Below are 15,608 nucleotides of genomic sequence, written 5' to 3' on the forward strand. Positions count from 1 at the left end.
CGATGAAACGGACGAACTTCTTTAAATCAATCCAGTGGAAGCTCGTCGTCATCTATGCGCTGCTCATTCTCGTTGCGATGCAAGTCATCGGCGTGTACTTTGTGCGTTCTTTGGAACGGCAATACATCAACAACTTCTCGCAGTCACTCGTCGACCGGGCGAACCTACTGAGCTATAACGTCAGTGAGGGGATCGCCGCGAACGAGAGTGACTCGACCACGGACCAGCAGTTGAACCAGTTACTGGATCAGCTGCTGTCTGACTTTACCGAGAGCACGACGCTAGCTGACGACATTCGAGAAGTCCAAATCATTGATACGAACAGTGTCGTACGGGCGACCTCGAACCAGAACAATCAAAGTCTCGTCGGACAACGGACGGCAAGTACGTTTATCCAGAAGTCATTCGCGACAGGCGGCGCCCAAGAGACGCTCGTCTATGAAGATTCGAATGACCGGATGCGCGTCGTCGCCGTTCCCGTCAAGTCAGAAGTAGACGGGACCACAATCGGCATGATCTACATCGAGGCATCGATGCAGTCTATCTATAACCAGATGGAACAAGTCATTCGAATCCTCGCAACCGGGACGGTCATTGCCTTGATCATCACATCCTTCCTCGGTATTTTGTTATCTCGAACGATTACACGACCGATTGCCGATATGCGTCGGCAAGCCGTCGAGATGCGAAAAGGGAACTTCTCGCGGAAAGTTAAAGTGTATTCGGATGATGAGGTCGGTCAACTCGCCTACGCGTTTAACGAATTGACGGACGAGTTGATGGAAGCGAATGCGACGACAGAAGCAGAGCGGCGTCGGTTGACGAGTGTCCTCGAAAACATGTCGGACGGTGTGGTTGCGACCGACCGTTCGTTACGGGTCATTTTAATGAACGATCAAGCTCGTGATATGATCGGGGTAGATGAAGAAGAGGCGATGGGCATGAACTTGCAGAGCCTCCTCGCGTTCGAAGAGGAAATTGTCATCCCTGAGGATGGGACGATGCCGGCGAAACTGATTGACCTCAGTACGGATGAGGAACTGTTCCTTGTTCGAGCTTATTTCTCACCGATTCAAAAACATAGTGGACCAATCACAGGTCTCATCGTCGTCTTGCATGACGTCACTGAACAAGAGCAAGTCGAACAAGATCGCCGTGAGTTCGTCGCAAACGTTAGTCACGAGTTGCGCACGCCGCTCACGACGATGCGTAGTTATTTGGAAGTCCTTGCGGAAGGGGCTTATCAGGATGATGAGTTGGCGCCGCGCTTCTTAGAGACGACGCAAAACGAGACAGAGCGAATGATTCGCCTCGTCAATGACTTGTTGCAACTCTCGAAGATGGACAGTAAAGAATATAAGATGCAGAAAGTGAAGTTCGACTTTGTGCAGTTCTTTAACGATATCATCGATCGTCATGAGATGACGAAAGGGGACGCGATTCAATTCCGTCGGAAGCTGATGAAACGTCGCGTGTACGTGCATGCCGACCAGGATAAGATGACCCAAGTGATCGATAACATCATCACGAACGCCATCAAGTTCTCACCAGAAGGCGGTACGATCACGTTTCGGACGATGCTTCGGGCGAAACGCCTCGTCATCGGCATCAAGGATGAAGGAGTCGGGATTCCGAAGTCGAACTTGAAGAAAATTTTCGAACGCTTCTATCGTGTCGATAAGGCGCGGGCGCGTAATATCGGTGGGACCGGACTCGGTCTATCGATTGCCAAAGAAGTCGTATCCGCTCACGGTGGAGACATCTGGGCAGAGAGTGAATTTGGCCGCGGTACGACGATTTACTTCACGATTCCGTTCGATACGATTGTGGAGGTGAATGATTGATGAAACGGTTTACGATTGCAAAGCCAGAACTGTGGAAGTCGTTCCTTTTGCTCACGTTAATCGTCACGTCGATTGTTCAAACCATCATTTTGTGGGATTATCATCCCACCTATCAGTCAGTCCAATCGGAGACGCAATTGACGACGGTGGATGAGTCGCTCCAACGCCGAGCGAATCAGGTCGTGATTCCGGTTCAAGCGGTCGTTCATGACAACAACGCCGTCTTCGCTTCGAAGAACACCCCGAAGCAGTTGATGCGGGTCATCCGGGATACGTTTGAAGCAAGTGAATTCAAACCGCTCGCCACGAAGAATGTCCCGAGCTTTTACACGGATATCAACGAAGGACTCGAATTGATTTTGCCGGAAGCCTACTATGCGGACACGCTCAGCTATATGCTTCCGGGCACGTACAGTCTGTCTGGGAAAATCCCGCAACGTGTGCTCATCTACATGGAAGACAATGCGTTTACCATCCGAACGATCATGAGTGACCAATCGATTTGGGAAGGGAAGCTGACGAAGGTCGGAAACGGTGACGTGAACAGTCTATTCCTAAAAAACTCGAGTCGGACGATGAAGCGAGTGACGTATACGGATGAGCGCGTGAACTATATCCCGGTCGTCGGACCGGAGATGAATGAGTTGTTCGCATATGACGTATCGTCGATTCAAATCGATGCGCGCCTCGACTGGATGCGGGACACATTCTTCCCAGGCGACCCGAACGTCCAAGAAGTCGACCCGGCGAGTTCAGTGGGGGCATTGACGAACGGTGTCAGCGTGGCGGAATATGACGCGAAGCTGAACGCGAGTCGCTATCGGAACTTATCGCGTAACAGCACCGAGCGGGAAACGGCACTCGGATTGGATTCGATCGTCGAATTCGTGAATTTCCACGGTGGATGGGTCGACGAGTCTTCTGAGAATCAAGGACTCTCGCTTCGTTTCGATGCCATCACACCGGCGAACAAAGGCTTTGAAACGACCGTATTCCGTTTTCATGTGAAAGGATTCCCGGTCTTTAGCCAGCGTGAGGCGTTTATCAACAATGACGCCATCGACTTATCCACATTGCGTGTGGAAAACGACGGGGCGCAAGTCCGGTCCATCACACGACATCACTTAGAGATTGACCGCTTGATCACAGTCGGCACGACGCAGCTGGCTGACGCGGACGAAGTACTCGGGACACTCATCAACTCTGGACGGTTTGAGAACGTGACTGAGATTCGAATTGGTTATGAAATTGAGTATAACGAGGATACGAGCCGATATGTGACGTTCTCGCCGAATTGGTTCGTACGTGAAGCGGGACGTTGGGTTCCGTACAACCAGTCAGAAGATTGGACAGAAAGGATGATGTATCGTGGATTGGAGTAAAGCGAAAACCATTTTAATCTTCGCCTTCCTCGCCTTGAACATCTATCTGTTGTTCCAATTGGTGACTGAGACATGGGCGACCGAAGTCGTGACGAACGACAACACGTCGATTGCACAAATTTTAGACCAACGAAACGTCGACCCGGCAAAACTGCCACGAATGGGTCGGGATATCGGCTATTTGACAGGGTCGTCTGAAGAGATGTCGGCCGCGATGATCACGAAAAATCGGGAGGCTCAACTGGCGACGACGCTCGACAATATGCAACTCGAAGTCGAGCTGAAACAGCCCGTGCCGCTCGATGCCAAAGATTTGCGAACGACGGCTTCGACGTTTGTTGCGGAATATGTTCCGTTTGGCGAAGAGTATGCCTACTGGCGATACGATGAAAAGACGAAACAAATCGCCTTCGTCCAAACGTTTGAAGACAACAAGATTTTCTCGGCACCTGAAGTCGAGGGAGATTCGGAGATGTATATCGGACCGTCCCTCATCTTGATTCAATTGAACGAGGAATATGAAGTGACGGATTATAAGCAACGTCATTTGAAAGACATCTCATCGAAACCGCAAGACGATCTCGTGTTAACGGCCAGTGAAGCCATCTCTCAACTCGCGTCACGGAAGTATTTCCAACCGAACCAGGAGATGCGGGCCATCAACACAGGGTTTTATAGCTTACCACTCGACAGCTCTGGCGGTTTGATTATCATGCCACCGCTCTGGTCGGTCGCGATCGACGATCATGTGTATTTCGTCAATGCCATCGATGGGACGGTAGAGCGCGTCGAGTTCGAAACGAAAGAATGAAAGGAGTGATGGTGTGAGTTTACAGTATAGTGTGTTAGCGAGCGGATCGACCGGGAACGCCCTCTATATCGAGACGGAACGGACGAAGCTGCTCGTCGATGCCGGATTGACCGGGAAAGCGATGCAACAACGCATCGAGGCCATCGGTCGGTCGTTTGATGGGATCGATGCACTGCTCGTCACCCATGAGCACTCCGACCATATTAAAGGTGTAGGGATATTAGCACGAAAGTATAACTTACCGATTTATGCGAATGCGAAGACGTGGGCAGCGATGGAATCACTCATCGGAAAGATTGACCCAGCTTTGAAGTTTCACATCGAGGTAGGGGACGTGAAGCAGTTCGGTGATATTGAAATCGAGACGTTCAACGTGAGTCACGATGCAGCAGACCCGATGTTTTATCAGTTTGCCCACGATGGGAAACGCTTAGCCCACATCACGGACACTGGTTACGTCTCGGACCGCATGAAAGGGGTCATCCGTGGGGCCGACGACTTCATCTTCGAGTCGAACCATGACGTCTCGATGCTCCAGATGGGGCGTTATCCGTGGAGCGTCAAACGACGAATCCTTGGCGATTATGGGCACGTCTCGAATGAGGATGCGGCGATTGCGATGAGCGAGGTCATCGGTGACCGGACGAAACGAATCTATTTGGCGCACTTAAGCAAGGACAACAACATGAAAGAGCTCGCGCAAATGAGCGTCTCGCAAACACTCGGCATGCGGGACGTCGACTTAGGTCGTATCAAATTGTGCGATACGGACCCAACAATCCCAACTTCGCTCGTTTCTTTATAAGGAAACTTGGGAAAAGACAGTTATCACACTGTCTTGAAGGGGGGACGCGTCGTGAACGAAGAGAGACACCATGAGTATGAACCTCAAGACGTCGAACCTGAAGCACACGAAGCAAAAGAAGAAAAACCGACGTATCCGTCTCGGAGTGAATGGCGTCCGAAGCAAGAAGAGCACGTACGCCACAAGCCGAGACCGAATATAAAACCGTTGTTACTCGGAGGGGTTGGCGGATTCTTAGGAGCGGCTTTGTTTTTTGTCACAGTGATGCTCTGGGATTCGCCGACCTCTCGTTTTGTGACGAACGAACTGACCCGGACCGAGCAAGCCGTGACCGTCACCGAATCTGACGTCACGACCGCTGTCCTCGGGGCGAAGACGTCCGTCGTCAGCATTACGAACATCCAGCGTGCCTTCACCTCGGACTCGCAGTGGGAGGCGGGCGCAGGCTCTGGCGTCATTTATAAAGTCGAAGGGAACACGGCGTATATCGTCACGAACTTCCACGTCATCGAAGAGGCGGACGAAATCAACATCGCTTTCTCCGACGGTCAGATTGCGTCAGCGACCATTTTAGGCGAGGACCCGCTCAACGATTTGGCGGTTGCGGAAGTCGAGTTGCCGGACAATATCGATGCGAAACCGATCGTGCTTGGCGATTCCACCGTGCTACAGGCCGGTGAGACCGTCATGGCCATCGGAAATCCGCTCGGTGTCTTCTCAAACTCGGTCACCCGTGGTATCGTCAGTGGTGTCGAACGGACGGTGCCGGTCGATACGAATAGCGACGGCTTGATGGATTACAACGCAGAAGTCATCCAGACCGACGCAGCGATCAACCCAGGAAATTCGGGCGGTGCCCTTATCAATGTTCGTGGGGAGCTCGTCGGGATCAATTCGATGAAAATCGCCGAAGCGAGCGTGGAAGGGGTCGGCTTCTCGATTCCGGTGAACGTGGCGCTACCGGTCATTGACATGTTAGAGCGTGACGGCAAAGTGACACGGGCCCAGCTCGGGGTCACGATTCAAGAAGTCATTGCCGTACCCGGTAACGTCCGGGAAGAATACGGCATCTCATTCGATCAAGAAGATGGTGTCTTCGTCGAAGAGGTGACACCAGGTAGTCCGGCTGAAGATGCGGGACTCCGCGTCGGTGATATCATCACGCAAATCGGAGATCGGGAGATTAAACGATACGTCGATTTACGCGATGCGCTCTATCGAGATGCGACGGTCGGTGATACGATTACGATTGAGTATTTACGTCGCGGGGAAACGAGAGAAACCGAGGCGACTTTAACTGAAGCAACTTAAAGAAGCGGCAACGCTTCTTTTTTAAGGAGGAAAAACTGTGGAAAAAAAAGTATGCAAGGAACATGTTGAAATCGCTTTAGACATCATTGTGGATGAAACAGGGGAGTACCCGTTGTTAGAGGAATTATCCACAAGTGAACACGTGACATGTGAGTTCTGTGAAGCCGATGCAACATATGTTGTGTCAAGCAAAAACTAATTATCAACATGTGGATTTGTGGATAACTCTGTGGATAACCCTATGGATAACTCCAAAAAAACTGTGGAAAAAGGAAGAATTGGATGAATATTTCAATTATCACGGTCGGCAAACTAAAAGAAAAATATTTAAAGCAAGGAATTGCCGAGTATACAAAAAGGCTCTCTGCCTACGCAAAAGTGCAGGAAATCGAGGTCTCAGACGAAAAAGCACCTGAGCATTTGAGTGAGGCAGATATGTTACTAGTAAAACAAAAGGAAGGCGAGCGGATTTTGGCGAAGATATCCCCAGACACGCATGTCATTGCCTTGGCGATTCAAGGGAAGCAACGAACGAGTGAAGAGTTCGCCCGTGAACTCGATCAACTCGCGACGTATGGCAAGAGTAAAATCGCCTTCGTCATCGGAGGATCGCTCGGTCTGTCGGATGATGTGATGAAACGAGCGGACGATACGATTTCGTTCTCGAAAATGACGTTCCCGCATCAACTCATGAAGCTCGTATTGTGCGAACAGATTTATCGGGCGTATCGGATCAATCGGAATGAGCCGTATCATAAGTAAGTGAGAAATTTACGCTGGTTTTCATATAATGTTCATGAGGTGCCGCTTCATCTTTAATAATTACGAATAAGCTCTCGAATCTTTGATATAGATTTGAGAGCTTATTTTATATCAATTAGCTAGTTTGTACAAAAAATACTTAAATCTGATAATAATAATCTTTAAAGGTATTAAAATTTTTAAATGATTAATTATTGATAATTAATCATATAATTGCATTAGAGAATCTAGGTTATTGGTAAGAGTCGCCTTTTTAATAGCACTGTTTATAAACATCGAATAGGAGGTAGAAAATGAGCTTTTTAGTATACATAGCAGGAACTTTAATAGCACCAAATATTGCGGGTTATATTTTATCAAGTGGGCTATCAAATAAAGAGGAAAAAAAGTTGATTAAAGAAATAGAGGATAAAGTTAGTGACTTCAATTGGAAATTTGATGGTACTGAGGTTGATAGTAAGTATTTTATAGATTTTCTAGAACAAGATCATATTAGAAATAAGATAATGCAGAGGATATTTAATGCTTACAATGTCCCAAGAGGAAATTATAAAGAATTCTCTAAAGAATTGGGAATAGAAGCTGTCGAATTTGTCAATTATAAGAGAGATAAATATGATCATGCACACATTAAAAAACCAGATGATTTTGAAGAGTACTTTTCTAATTTGTTCGATGTACTAGTTGATTTTCGTGAATCATTATTGAGTGTTACAGATAAGGCTACTCTATCAATATTTGATGAGTCAATTGGTAAATTAGAAAGTAATCTTGTAAAAACTATTGAAGAAAAATTTAGTCCAGAACCATTTCTAAGTAGTTCTAAAAACCTTGAAGTAGATGAACTAATAAAGCTCAGGCTTATGGAATTAAATCAGGAATATAAAGCAGCATTTATTCCATTGAAAAGTGGGTTAATCAATCGAAAAGAATTTTCTATGTGCAGAGAAACGATAGATTCAGGTAATTCCTTGATAATACATGGAAAGGCTGGTAGAGGAAAAAGTGGATGTACATTAGATATTATTAATTTCTGTGAAGAAAAAGCATTACCGTATTTGGCAATAAAATTAGATAAACGGATTCCAAGCATGACTGCAGAAAAATGGGGGGAAGATTTAGGATTACCTGCATCGGTTACATACTCTATTCACAATATTTCTAAAAATGAAAGAGCAGTAATCATTCTAGATCAATTGGATGCACTACGCTGGACTGTGGCACATTCTAGAGATGCATTATTGGTATGCGCCGAGATTATAAATCAGGTTAGGAAATTGAATATTGAGAGGGAAAATAAAATATCCATCGTTTTCGTATGTCGAACACATGACTTAGAAAACGATAATAATATAAAATCATTATTTAAAAAAGGTGATTCGGATGAGGATGTCATTCAATGGTCTAGGATTCAAGTTAATGAGTTAGACGAGGATTTAGTAAAAAGTACTGTTGGGAAGCGTTATGAACAGCTTACTTATAAACTAAAAAAAATGCTGAAAATTCCAAGTAATTTGTATATATGGCAACGATTAGACCCAACTAAAGTTTATGAGGAATGTTCTACTGCGAGCCATTTGGTGTCCAAATGGTGGGAGCAGTTATCATATAAATGTTTCGAGTATGGATTAGAAGAAAACAATCTAATTCATATTAAAGATAAAATGGTAAATTTTTTAGAAAGAAACGGTAGAATATTCATCCCTTTAACTATTTTAAACGAAAACAAATCATCTTTAGAATTTTTATCTTCAAATGCTTTTTTAATAATTCAAGATAATAAAGTATCGTTTGCCCATCAATCTATATTGGATTATTTTTTGGCTGAAAAAATGCTTCAGAGATATTATAACGGTGAAGATGTCATTGATATTATTGGAAGTAAAGAAAAACAAACTCCTGGAAAAAGATATCAAGTTCAGATGTTTATGCAGAATTTATATGAATTCGATAGCCAAGATTTTGTTAGTGTCGGGCAAAGGATATTTGAAGCAGAGCAAGTTCGGTATTTTTTTAAATTTGTATTCTTAGAAATATTAAGTCAGATAGAAAATCCAGATAGAAATATACAGTATTTTATCTTGAACTCCTGTGAAAATGAAATTTACAATAGTCCTCTTATAAATAACGTATTATATTCAAGACCTAAATATATTCAGTTGCTTCGGGAACACGGGATTTTAGAAAAATGGCTTAACAATCCGTCAAAAAAAGAGCTTGTTATAAAATTACTTGTTAGTATGAGCCCCAATTATGAAACTGACGATATTAATTTCATTGAAAAATATTTATTTAATTCACGGGAGGATGATAATAAGCTCTTAAAATTTTTTATGTATGATATAAATCAAGATACAGACGAGTTATTTGAATTACGAATGAAGTTTTATAATCGATTTCCTGAAATGGCTGATACTTACCTTGATTTAAAATCGATGCTTGAGAAATGTGAAATAAGATCAATTCGACTATTGGCATTATTATTGAAAAATAAAATTAAAAGTAAGGGGAAAATAATTTATAAATATGAAGAAGAATTTCTGAATGAAGACTCTGAAATTTTTATTGAAAATGGAGAAGAAGTTCTAAATTTATTAATGCCATACATTCCTGCTGAGAATGAGGAGAGTTTGCTTTATAGTGATTGGTCAGAGAGAACTTATAGCAAAGGAAGTCTTGAAAGAGCTTGTATTCAAATTATAAAAAAAGCAAATGCAACAATTATTCGCCAAGAACCAGAAAAATTCCTTGAAAGCTATGAAGAATTCTTGGGAAAAGGTAATTATTTATTTAATGAAATCATATTAGATGGATTATATAGAATGCCTGAGAGATACAGTGACTTTGTAATAACTTATTTATATAGTGATTTTGATAGCAATATTTTCGATAAGACAAGTGGCAATGGTGATGAGCTATTTATTGCCAAACAAATATTGAAAAAACATTCGAAATACTGTAGTGAGTATAATTTTAAAGAATTAGAGAAACAAATTGTTCGATATGTATCACCAAAAGCTAAAGATAGTTACATGAGTAGAATTAATTACAATAGAGAAAGAAATGGTTACACGGTTTATTGGAGCTTCTGGGGTGATTTTCAAAAAGAAATATTAGAAGTTCTTCCCAATGAACGAGTAAGTAATCAAACAAAAGACCTTATAGGTACTTTGAGTCGTAAGTTCTCTAATGGAACAACTTTATATAAAAATTTCAATGGATCTGGCGGCGGATGGGTAAGTTCACCAGTTACAGGGAAGAAATTAAGTAACAAAAATTGGAGTAAGATTGTTACCAATTCAAAAATTAATTATAAAAGGTCTTCCCGTTGGAAAAAAGTCTCAGGTGGAATTATTGATAATTCTATTGAAGGGTTTGCAAGGAGTTTCGGCGATGCCGCTTCAGAAGAACCTGAAAGAATGATTAATATAGCTCTTCTAAATAAAGATACGATTAAGGATGTATATATAGATTTCTTATTTAGTGGGGTCGCATATAGTGAAGATTTGGATAAGGTACCGAAAAAATTGTTAGAAAAAATGATGATGACTTTTTCATATGATTATACGTCATATCGTGCGAACTACATTTGCGCTATCATGCGAAACAAAAAAAACGTTAAATGGTCTCAATTGGTATTGGATACTCTTAAAGATATTGCAGTAAACCACAAAAATCCGGAGATTGATAAACCAAATGTAACTAGTAGCGATGATAAAGAAATGAACAGCTTTGATATGCTGCAAAGTAATGCGATAAATTGTGTAAGGGGTAACGCTGCTCAAGCAATAGAAAAGCTATTGTGGAACGAGAGTACTTTATTTAAACAATTTAAAGAAACTATTGAAAAGTTGACGGTTGATGAAAATCCAGCGGTAAAGTTAGCAAGTATATTTGCATTATGGCCGTCTTATAATATTGAAAAAGATTGGGCATCAGAAAAGATCCTAAATCTATATGAACAGGATCATAGATTAGCAGGCTTCTATGATACAAAAAATATGCTTTTCAGGCTATATCCGAAATATCGTGAAAGAGTATTAGAAGTGATTAGAGTATGCTACGAATCAGAAGATGAAACACTAATTGAAATGGGTTCATATTGCCTAGCAGAGATGTTTATTCTTAAAAATGAATTTGTTGAAGTAATAAATAATGTGGATAAAATGAGTGAAGATCAAGCACGTTGGATTCTCCAAATGACTACTAATTATTTTAATAGTGATGAATTTAATTCATTAGCAAAAGAAATAATTAGCAAATTTAAATCAAGCACATTAGATTTGGAAATGCCGATATCAAGGCTATTTTATGACAACCTTATTGATTTAAAGAGAGATAAAGATTTTATAATTGAAATAATGAATTCTCGCTTAAGTAGAAGAACAGTATATGCTTTTGTTCATTATCTTGAAGAAAACTCAAAATCATTAGTTGATTACAAAGATATTATAATATCAATGAGTTATTATCTATTAAAAAATACCGGTAGTATGATTGAGGATATGTGGGGAATAGAAGATGATATTTCTAAATTAATAATTGGATTATATGACGAAACTTCTGATTCTCAAATACCTTATATTATAGATATTGCCGAAGAGTGCCTCGGTATATGGGATTTAATGTTTGAAAAGCAAATTGGACCGATTAGATCTTTGAGCCAAAAACTTATGGATAGATAGTTATTACATAACGTCTATGTTCAACAGTGTGCGAGCCAGCTTACAGTTACTATTTTTTTAAAAGTAGTAACTGTAAGAACATGAAAAATAGAAAATTGAATAAACATCTAAATAAATCGAAAGTGAGGAAAATTAAATTGGGCCCCAATTCATTAGAATATCAAAAATCTATTGCTCTCGAATTTAATGCAAATAAAAACAGAATAAGACATTTAATAGGTTCGGCGCATTGGGGAGAAGATGGTAGACATAAGGAAGTAATTTTAATGAATTTCTTAAAGCGATTTCTACCTAATAATGTAGCAGTAGGAACGGGCTTTATAAAAGAAGGTGACAGTATATCTACACAAATCGATATTATTATTTATAATCCTTCAGTACCCCTGTATTTTAAGGAAAACGACTTTATAATTGTTCAACCTGGAAGTGTTTTAGGGGTTATTGAAGTAAAATCAAACCCTGATAAATACACAATTGGGGAAGCTATTCGTAAGGCTAATAAGGTAGGACCACTAATTCGAGAAAAATCGATTTTTAATGGCTTATTTATATTTGGACAAAATGGAAACAATGAAGATTATTCATCAGAAATGTTAGGTAGACCACAAAATGGAATGTTTAAAAATTCTTTACTAGAGGCCCTATCAAAAGACAATGGTGTAAACCATATTGTCTCGATGGATGGTGTATTTATAAAAAAGTGGAATGAAGATAAGCAGTTTAGTTGTTATAGAATAAGGGATTTGGCAGTAAGTTACTTTTTCTCAAACTTGCTAGATTTTATTAATGGTAGTACTGAATTATTAGGTATTACAGAATCCATGTATGAACACCTTTACCCTCTTCCTAAGGGGAAAGAGAATTTTATAAAGTGGAAGCTAAGTAAGCCAGATCCAGAAACGGTATAGCTTATATTTTATTCAAAACCTCATTTAGGTATAGTACGGGGAACCGTATCATAAATAAATATTTTTCAAAGAGTCATGTAGAACATTGTTTTATACTTGTTCTAGATGACTCTTTTTAGGAGTTGAATCATATGGGTGTTTGGGGAGTGGCGATTTTATCGAATGATCTTGCCGAAGATATTCGGTTTAGCTATAAAGATTTACTAGGGGACGGCTATTCGAATGAACAAGCGAGTGAACGGGTCATTCAAGAACATATCGATGAATTAGATGACGAGGAAATGATACTTTTTTGGCTTTCCTTTGCACTTATTCAATGGAAACTAGGACGATTACAAGATCACGTAAAACAAAATGCTGTAGAGATTATTGACAGTGGAATCGAGCTAGAAAATTGGAACGATGATTTAAAGTTAAAGAAGAAAAGAGAGGCCGTTCTTCTTAAGTTAAAACATCAATTGAATCAGCCTCAGCCACTTGCTAAAAAGATTCCTAAGCGCTTTGTAGCGAATACGACGTTTAAATCAGGAGACATTGTCAGTTTTCAAATGGACTCTTCCGAATATATCCTGTTAAAAGTGATTGATATTATTGAGCAATGGACACGTGATCGGTACCCACTTTTTGAGATATACGATTGGCAGGGAAAAGAAATTCCTTCATTAGATGAAATCAGTACATTGAGATTAAAGACAGAACCTTATGATGACGATGAGGACATGCCTCGAAAAATTGCCGTGTATCAGTCTGGCAAAAGGGATCCATTCGTCAAACGAGCTAGTCTCATTGCTGAAGGTTTTCCTATAACGAGTGATACGGAACCACCTTACACCTTATTATCTTGGAAAGGCCTGAATGCGTTTATTTGTGATATGCATCTAAATGGAAATGAAACTTGACTATGTAAAATGCATTAAGGAAATAGAGCGATAACTAAATGCGAATTTCACCATCAATCTCTTAAAAGGAATGACTTGAAGAAAGACTATCTCCAATTGAATTGCAATTAGTGGAGGGTGGTACAGGATTCATATAAAATTATCTAAGTTTGACCTCAAATTTATGTTGTTATCTGGTTATTAAAAAATTTGAGGCCATAGATGATATATGACTTACAAAAAGTTGATGGTGCACTACAGATTACACTAAGATACTCTTCGCTACTTTATCTAAAAATTTCTTTCTTCGACGATCTTTCCCGCTACTCGTAAATGAGCTGTTCACCCATTTCACATTTTTAAGTCCAATTCCTTTAAATGTTCCGCGAATAAGAGTCCCCTTAATGGGGTTCCCGGCTAAAAATCTTAAATACCACGTAGGCACTTCCGAAGTGGTAATGACAGTAGTCTTTTTTATATGAGTGAGTAATCCTTTCAATCCGGTAGATTCCTCTACATAGGCAAAATTTTTCAACATAACCTTGTCAAAAAAGCCTTTTAAAATAGCTGGTACGTCAAACCACCAAATAGGAAAAATAAAAACTAATTCATCGCTATCGCTCAGCATCTTCTGATATTGGTTCACTAGTTGATCTCGAGATTGACCTTTCGAATAAAGAGATAAATCCGATTCATTTAAAACAGGATTAAATTGATCTTTATTTAAGTCAATGATTTGGTAGTCTTTTTTCTTGAGTACTAATTGTTCGATTGTTGTATCCATGATGGATTTATTGAAACTGCCATGCCATGGATGAGCCAAAATAATCGTTGTTTTCATAAGTGATCCTCCTAGTATGATTAGAATTTGAATAAATTAAATTTGAGCATTTGATATTATTTGAACAATTGCTCAAATAATATACCTGCAATATAATGTTAGTGTAGACATTGCGTCAATACGTATTGAGGTATTCATACAAATCTCTCATTCTGTACAAATTAAGGAGTACTTATGCTAAAGCAAAAACCTATAAATACGAATTCTAAGAGGTCAATCAATCTTTTAGTGGATACTATGTTGGAATTAATGCGTCGAACGAACTTTACGAGTATTACGATATCAGAACTTACTAAAACTGCTGGATTGGCGCGAAATACATTTTATGCTCATTTTGATACGAAAGAGGATGTACTCACCTATCACATGTATGAAATATTTAGGCAGAGAATTCAACTTGCATTAACAGAAGCGGGACAGGAGCAGCTTGATTTCGATACGTTATATTTTGAGATATGGAGTGACAACCTCGAATTCTTGAATCTCTTAAAAGAAAATGATTTACTTCCGCTTTTGAACCGCTTTGAGGAACATTTCGATTTACTTTGTACGGATTTTCAAATTTATGAGCATTGCAACGTGTCCGTAAAAGCGGAAGTGTATGCGAATGCGGTATACGCAGATTCATTAGCCAGTATTGTGAAAAGGTGGATGAAGACCGGTATGAAAGAAACACCACAAGAGTTAAGTGACATTTTTAAAGAATTCATTCGATGAACATTTTTTTAGTTTGCTTGGAATCGAAGTAGGAAATGAAGTCACATATTCGGTTTCTTAAATAACTGATTAAAATAATAGGAGAGTTTTATGAATCACACTATCAGTCTTCTAACAAATCAAATCGCTCCCAATTTTTTAACAACCTTTGAACGTTTTCAGGAAACACATCGTATCTATGCCGTGGATTCAAATGGTGAGCTTTATCAAAAAGACGAGCATTACATCGATGAATGGGATGATACGAAAAAACAACAGGTCATTGAGATTCTTAACTACTACATCGACCGTGGCGGCGTTGTTGTGGCAATCCAAAAAAGTGAAACGTTACTTGGCTTTGCCGGACTGGATGGACACCCGCTCGGAACGGAAGGACAGTATTTGAATCTGGGCTTTATTCATGTGAGTCGTCCTAATCGTGGACAGGGGATTGGTAAAGTATTGTTTGAACAGGTCTGTCAGGCAGCGGTCGATCGAGGTGCGAAGAAACTCTACATCGGGGCGAACCCAGCCGTCGATACGTATCATTTCTATGAAGCGATGGGATGCATAGTAGCCGAAGAAATCGTGCCAGAAATCTATAAAGCAGAACCACTCGATTTGCAACTCGAATATGTTTTATCGTCTCCTGAGACCAGATCGTAACGATGTGGTCTTTTTCATG

At 40.6% G+C, this 15,608-nt stretch carries 13 protein-coding genes; 12 read left to right on the plus strand and 1 reads right to left on the minus strand.

The window, feature by feature from the left end; all coding sequences use genetic code 11:
- Positions 1-2: 2 nt before the first annotated feature.
- The 10 genes from walK to ACQKD4_RS10675 all read left to right on the plus strand — a co-directional run bounded on the left by walK (position 3) and on the right by ACQKD4_RS10675 (position 13,407).
- Positions 3-1,844, plus strand: coding sequence for a cell wall metabolism sensor histidine kinase WalK (gene walK / locus ACQKD4_RS10630; RefSeq protein WP_074034022.1), 1,842 nt, complete (start codon positions 3-5; stop codon positions 1,842-1,844).
- Entirely contained in the window at positions 1,844-3,226 is a 1,383-nt protein-coding gene (gene yycH, locus ACQKD4_RS10635; RefSeq protein WP_214696535.1) for a two-component system activity regulator YycH, read from the plus strand. Before walK ends, yycH begins: the two co-directional genes overlap by 1 nt.
- A complete protein-coding gene (locus tag ACQKD4_RS10640; protein WP_427373302.1) occupies positions 3,213-4,037 on the plus strand; it encodes a two-component system regulatory protein YycI in 825 nt (274 codons plus the stop codon). Before yycH ends, ACQKD4_RS10640 begins: the two co-directional genes overlap by 14 nt.
- Before the next feature lie 13 nt (positions 4,038-4,050).
- Entirely contained in the window at positions 4,051-4,842 is a 792-nt protein-coding gene (locus tag ACQKD4_RS10645) for an MBL fold metallo-hydrolase (RefSeq protein ID WP_214789958.1), read from the plus strand.
- A gap of 51 nt (positions 4,843-4,893) precedes the next feature.
- The gene (locus ACQKD4_RS10650; RefSeq protein ID WP_214789960.1) at positions 4,894-6,153 is read left to right on the plus strand and encodes a S1C family serine protease; all 1,260 of its coding nucleotides are present in this window, start codon (positions 4,894-4,896) and stop codon (positions 6,151-6,153) included.
- Between the two features lie 37 nt (positions 6,154-6,190).
- Positions 6,191-6,352 carry a CxxH/CxxC protein gene (locus tag ACQKD4_RS10655; RefSeq protein WP_214789962.1) on the plus strand — a complete coding sequence of 54 codons (162 nt, stop codon included), beginning with the start codon at positions 6,191-6,193 and terminating at the stop codon, positions 6,350-6,352.
- Between the two features lie 83 nt (positions 6,353-6,435).
- Complete coding sequence (rlmH, locus tag ACQKD4_RS10660) at positions 6,436-6,915, plus strand: 23S rRNA (pseudouridine(1915)-N(3))-methyltransferase RlmH (RefSeq protein ID WP_074034007.1); 480 nt, start codon at positions 6,436-6,438, stop codon at positions 6,913-6,915.
- A 293-nt stretch (positions 6,916-7,208) separates the two neighbouring features.
- Positions 7,209-11,600, plus strand: a complete 4,392-nt coding sequence (locus ACQKD4_RS10665; RefSeq protein ID WP_427373304.1) for a hypothetical protein — start codon at positions 7,209-7,211, stop codon at positions 11,598-11,600.
- A gap of 80 nt (positions 11,601-11,680) precedes the next feature.
- On the plus strand, positions 11,681-12,508 hold the full coding sequence (locus tag ACQKD4_RS10670; protein ID WP_427373305.1) for a DUF6602 domain-containing protein: 828 nt from the start codon (positions 11,681-11,683) through the stop codon (positions 12,506-12,508).
- Between the two features lie 131 nt (positions 12,509-12,639).
- Positions 12,640-13,407, plus strand: a complete 768-nt coding sequence (locus ACQKD4_RS10675) for a hypothetical protein (RefSeq protein WP_427373306.1) — start codon at positions 12,640-12,642, stop codon at positions 13,405-13,407.
- Positions 13,408-13,648: 241 nt separating this feature from the next.
- Here ACQKD4_RS10675 and ACQKD4_RS10680 read toward each other — a convergent pair whose 3' ends face one another.
- Positions 13,649-14,227 (minus strand): NAD(P)H-dependent oxidoreductase, encoded by a 579-nt coding sequence (locus ACQKD4_RS10680; protein ID WP_427373307.1) that lies wholly within the window; start codon positions 14,225-14,227, stop codon positions 13,649-13,651.
- Between the two features lie 174 nt (positions 14,228-14,401).
- On the opposite strand from ACQKD4_RS10680, the gene ACQKD4_RS10685 reads away from it, so the two are divergent.
- Together ACQKD4_RS10685 and ACQKD4_RS10690 are read left to right on the plus strand one after the other, a co-directional pair.
- The gene (locus ACQKD4_RS10685) at positions 14,402-14,944 is read left to right on the plus strand and encodes a TetR/AcrR family transcriptional regulator (RefSeq protein ID WP_427373308.1); all 543 of its coding nucleotides are present in this window, start codon (positions 14,402-14,404) and stop codon (positions 14,942-14,944) included.
- Between the two features lie 90 nt (positions 14,945-15,034).
- Positions 15,035-15,589 carry a GNAT family N-acetyltransferase gene (locus tag ACQKD4_RS10690; protein ID WP_427373309.1) on the plus strand — a complete coding sequence of 185 codons (555 nt, stop codon included), beginning with the start codon at positions 15,035-15,037 and terminating at the stop codon, positions 15,587-15,589.
- Positions 15,590-15,608: the final 19 nt, after the last annotated feature.

This window comes from Exiguobacterium sp. NPDC077395 (assembly GCF_050269125.1).
Lineage (GTDB): Bacteria > Bacillota > Bacilli > Exiguobacteriales > Exiguobacteriaceae > Exiguobacterium > Exiguobacterium aestuarii_A.

Bases quoted from the DNA above. Each gene is read 5' to 3' on its own strand.
- walK (WP_074034022.1), top strand. From the start codon at position 3: ATGAAACGGACGAACTTCTTTAAATCAATCCAGTGGAAGCTCGTCGTC.
- yycH (WP_214696535.1), top strand. From the start codon at position 1,844: ATGAAACGGTTTACGATTGCAAAGCCAGAACTGTGGAAGTCGTTCCTT.
- rlmH (WP_074034007.1), top strand. From the start codon at position 6,436: ATGAATATTTCAATTATCACGGTCGGCAAACTAAAAGAAAAATATTTA.
- ACQKD4_RS10665 (WP_427373304.1), top strand. From the start codon at position 7,209: ATGAGCTTTTTAGTATACATAGCAGGAACTTTAATAGCACCAAATATT.
- ACQKD4_RS10670 (WP_427373305.1), top strand. From the start codon at position 11,681: ATGAAAAATAGAAAATTGAATAAACATCTAAATAAATCGAAAGTGAGG.
- ACQKD4_RS10675 (WP_427373306.1), top strand. From the start codon at position 12,640: ATGGGTGTTTGGGGAGTGGCGATTTTATCGAATGATCTTGCCGAAGAT.
- ACQKD4_RS10680 (WP_427373307.1), bottom strand. From the start codon at position 14,227: ATGAAAACAACGATTATTTTGGCTCATCCATGGCATGGCAGTTTCAAT.
- ACQKD4_RS10685 (WP_427373308.1), top strand. From the start codon at position 14,402: ATGCTAAAGCAAAAACCTATAAATACGAATTCTAAGAGGTCAATCAAT.
- ACQKD4_RS10690 (WP_427373309.1), top strand. From the start codon at position 15,035: ATGAATCACACTATCAGTCTTCTAACAAATCAAATCGCTCCCAATTTT.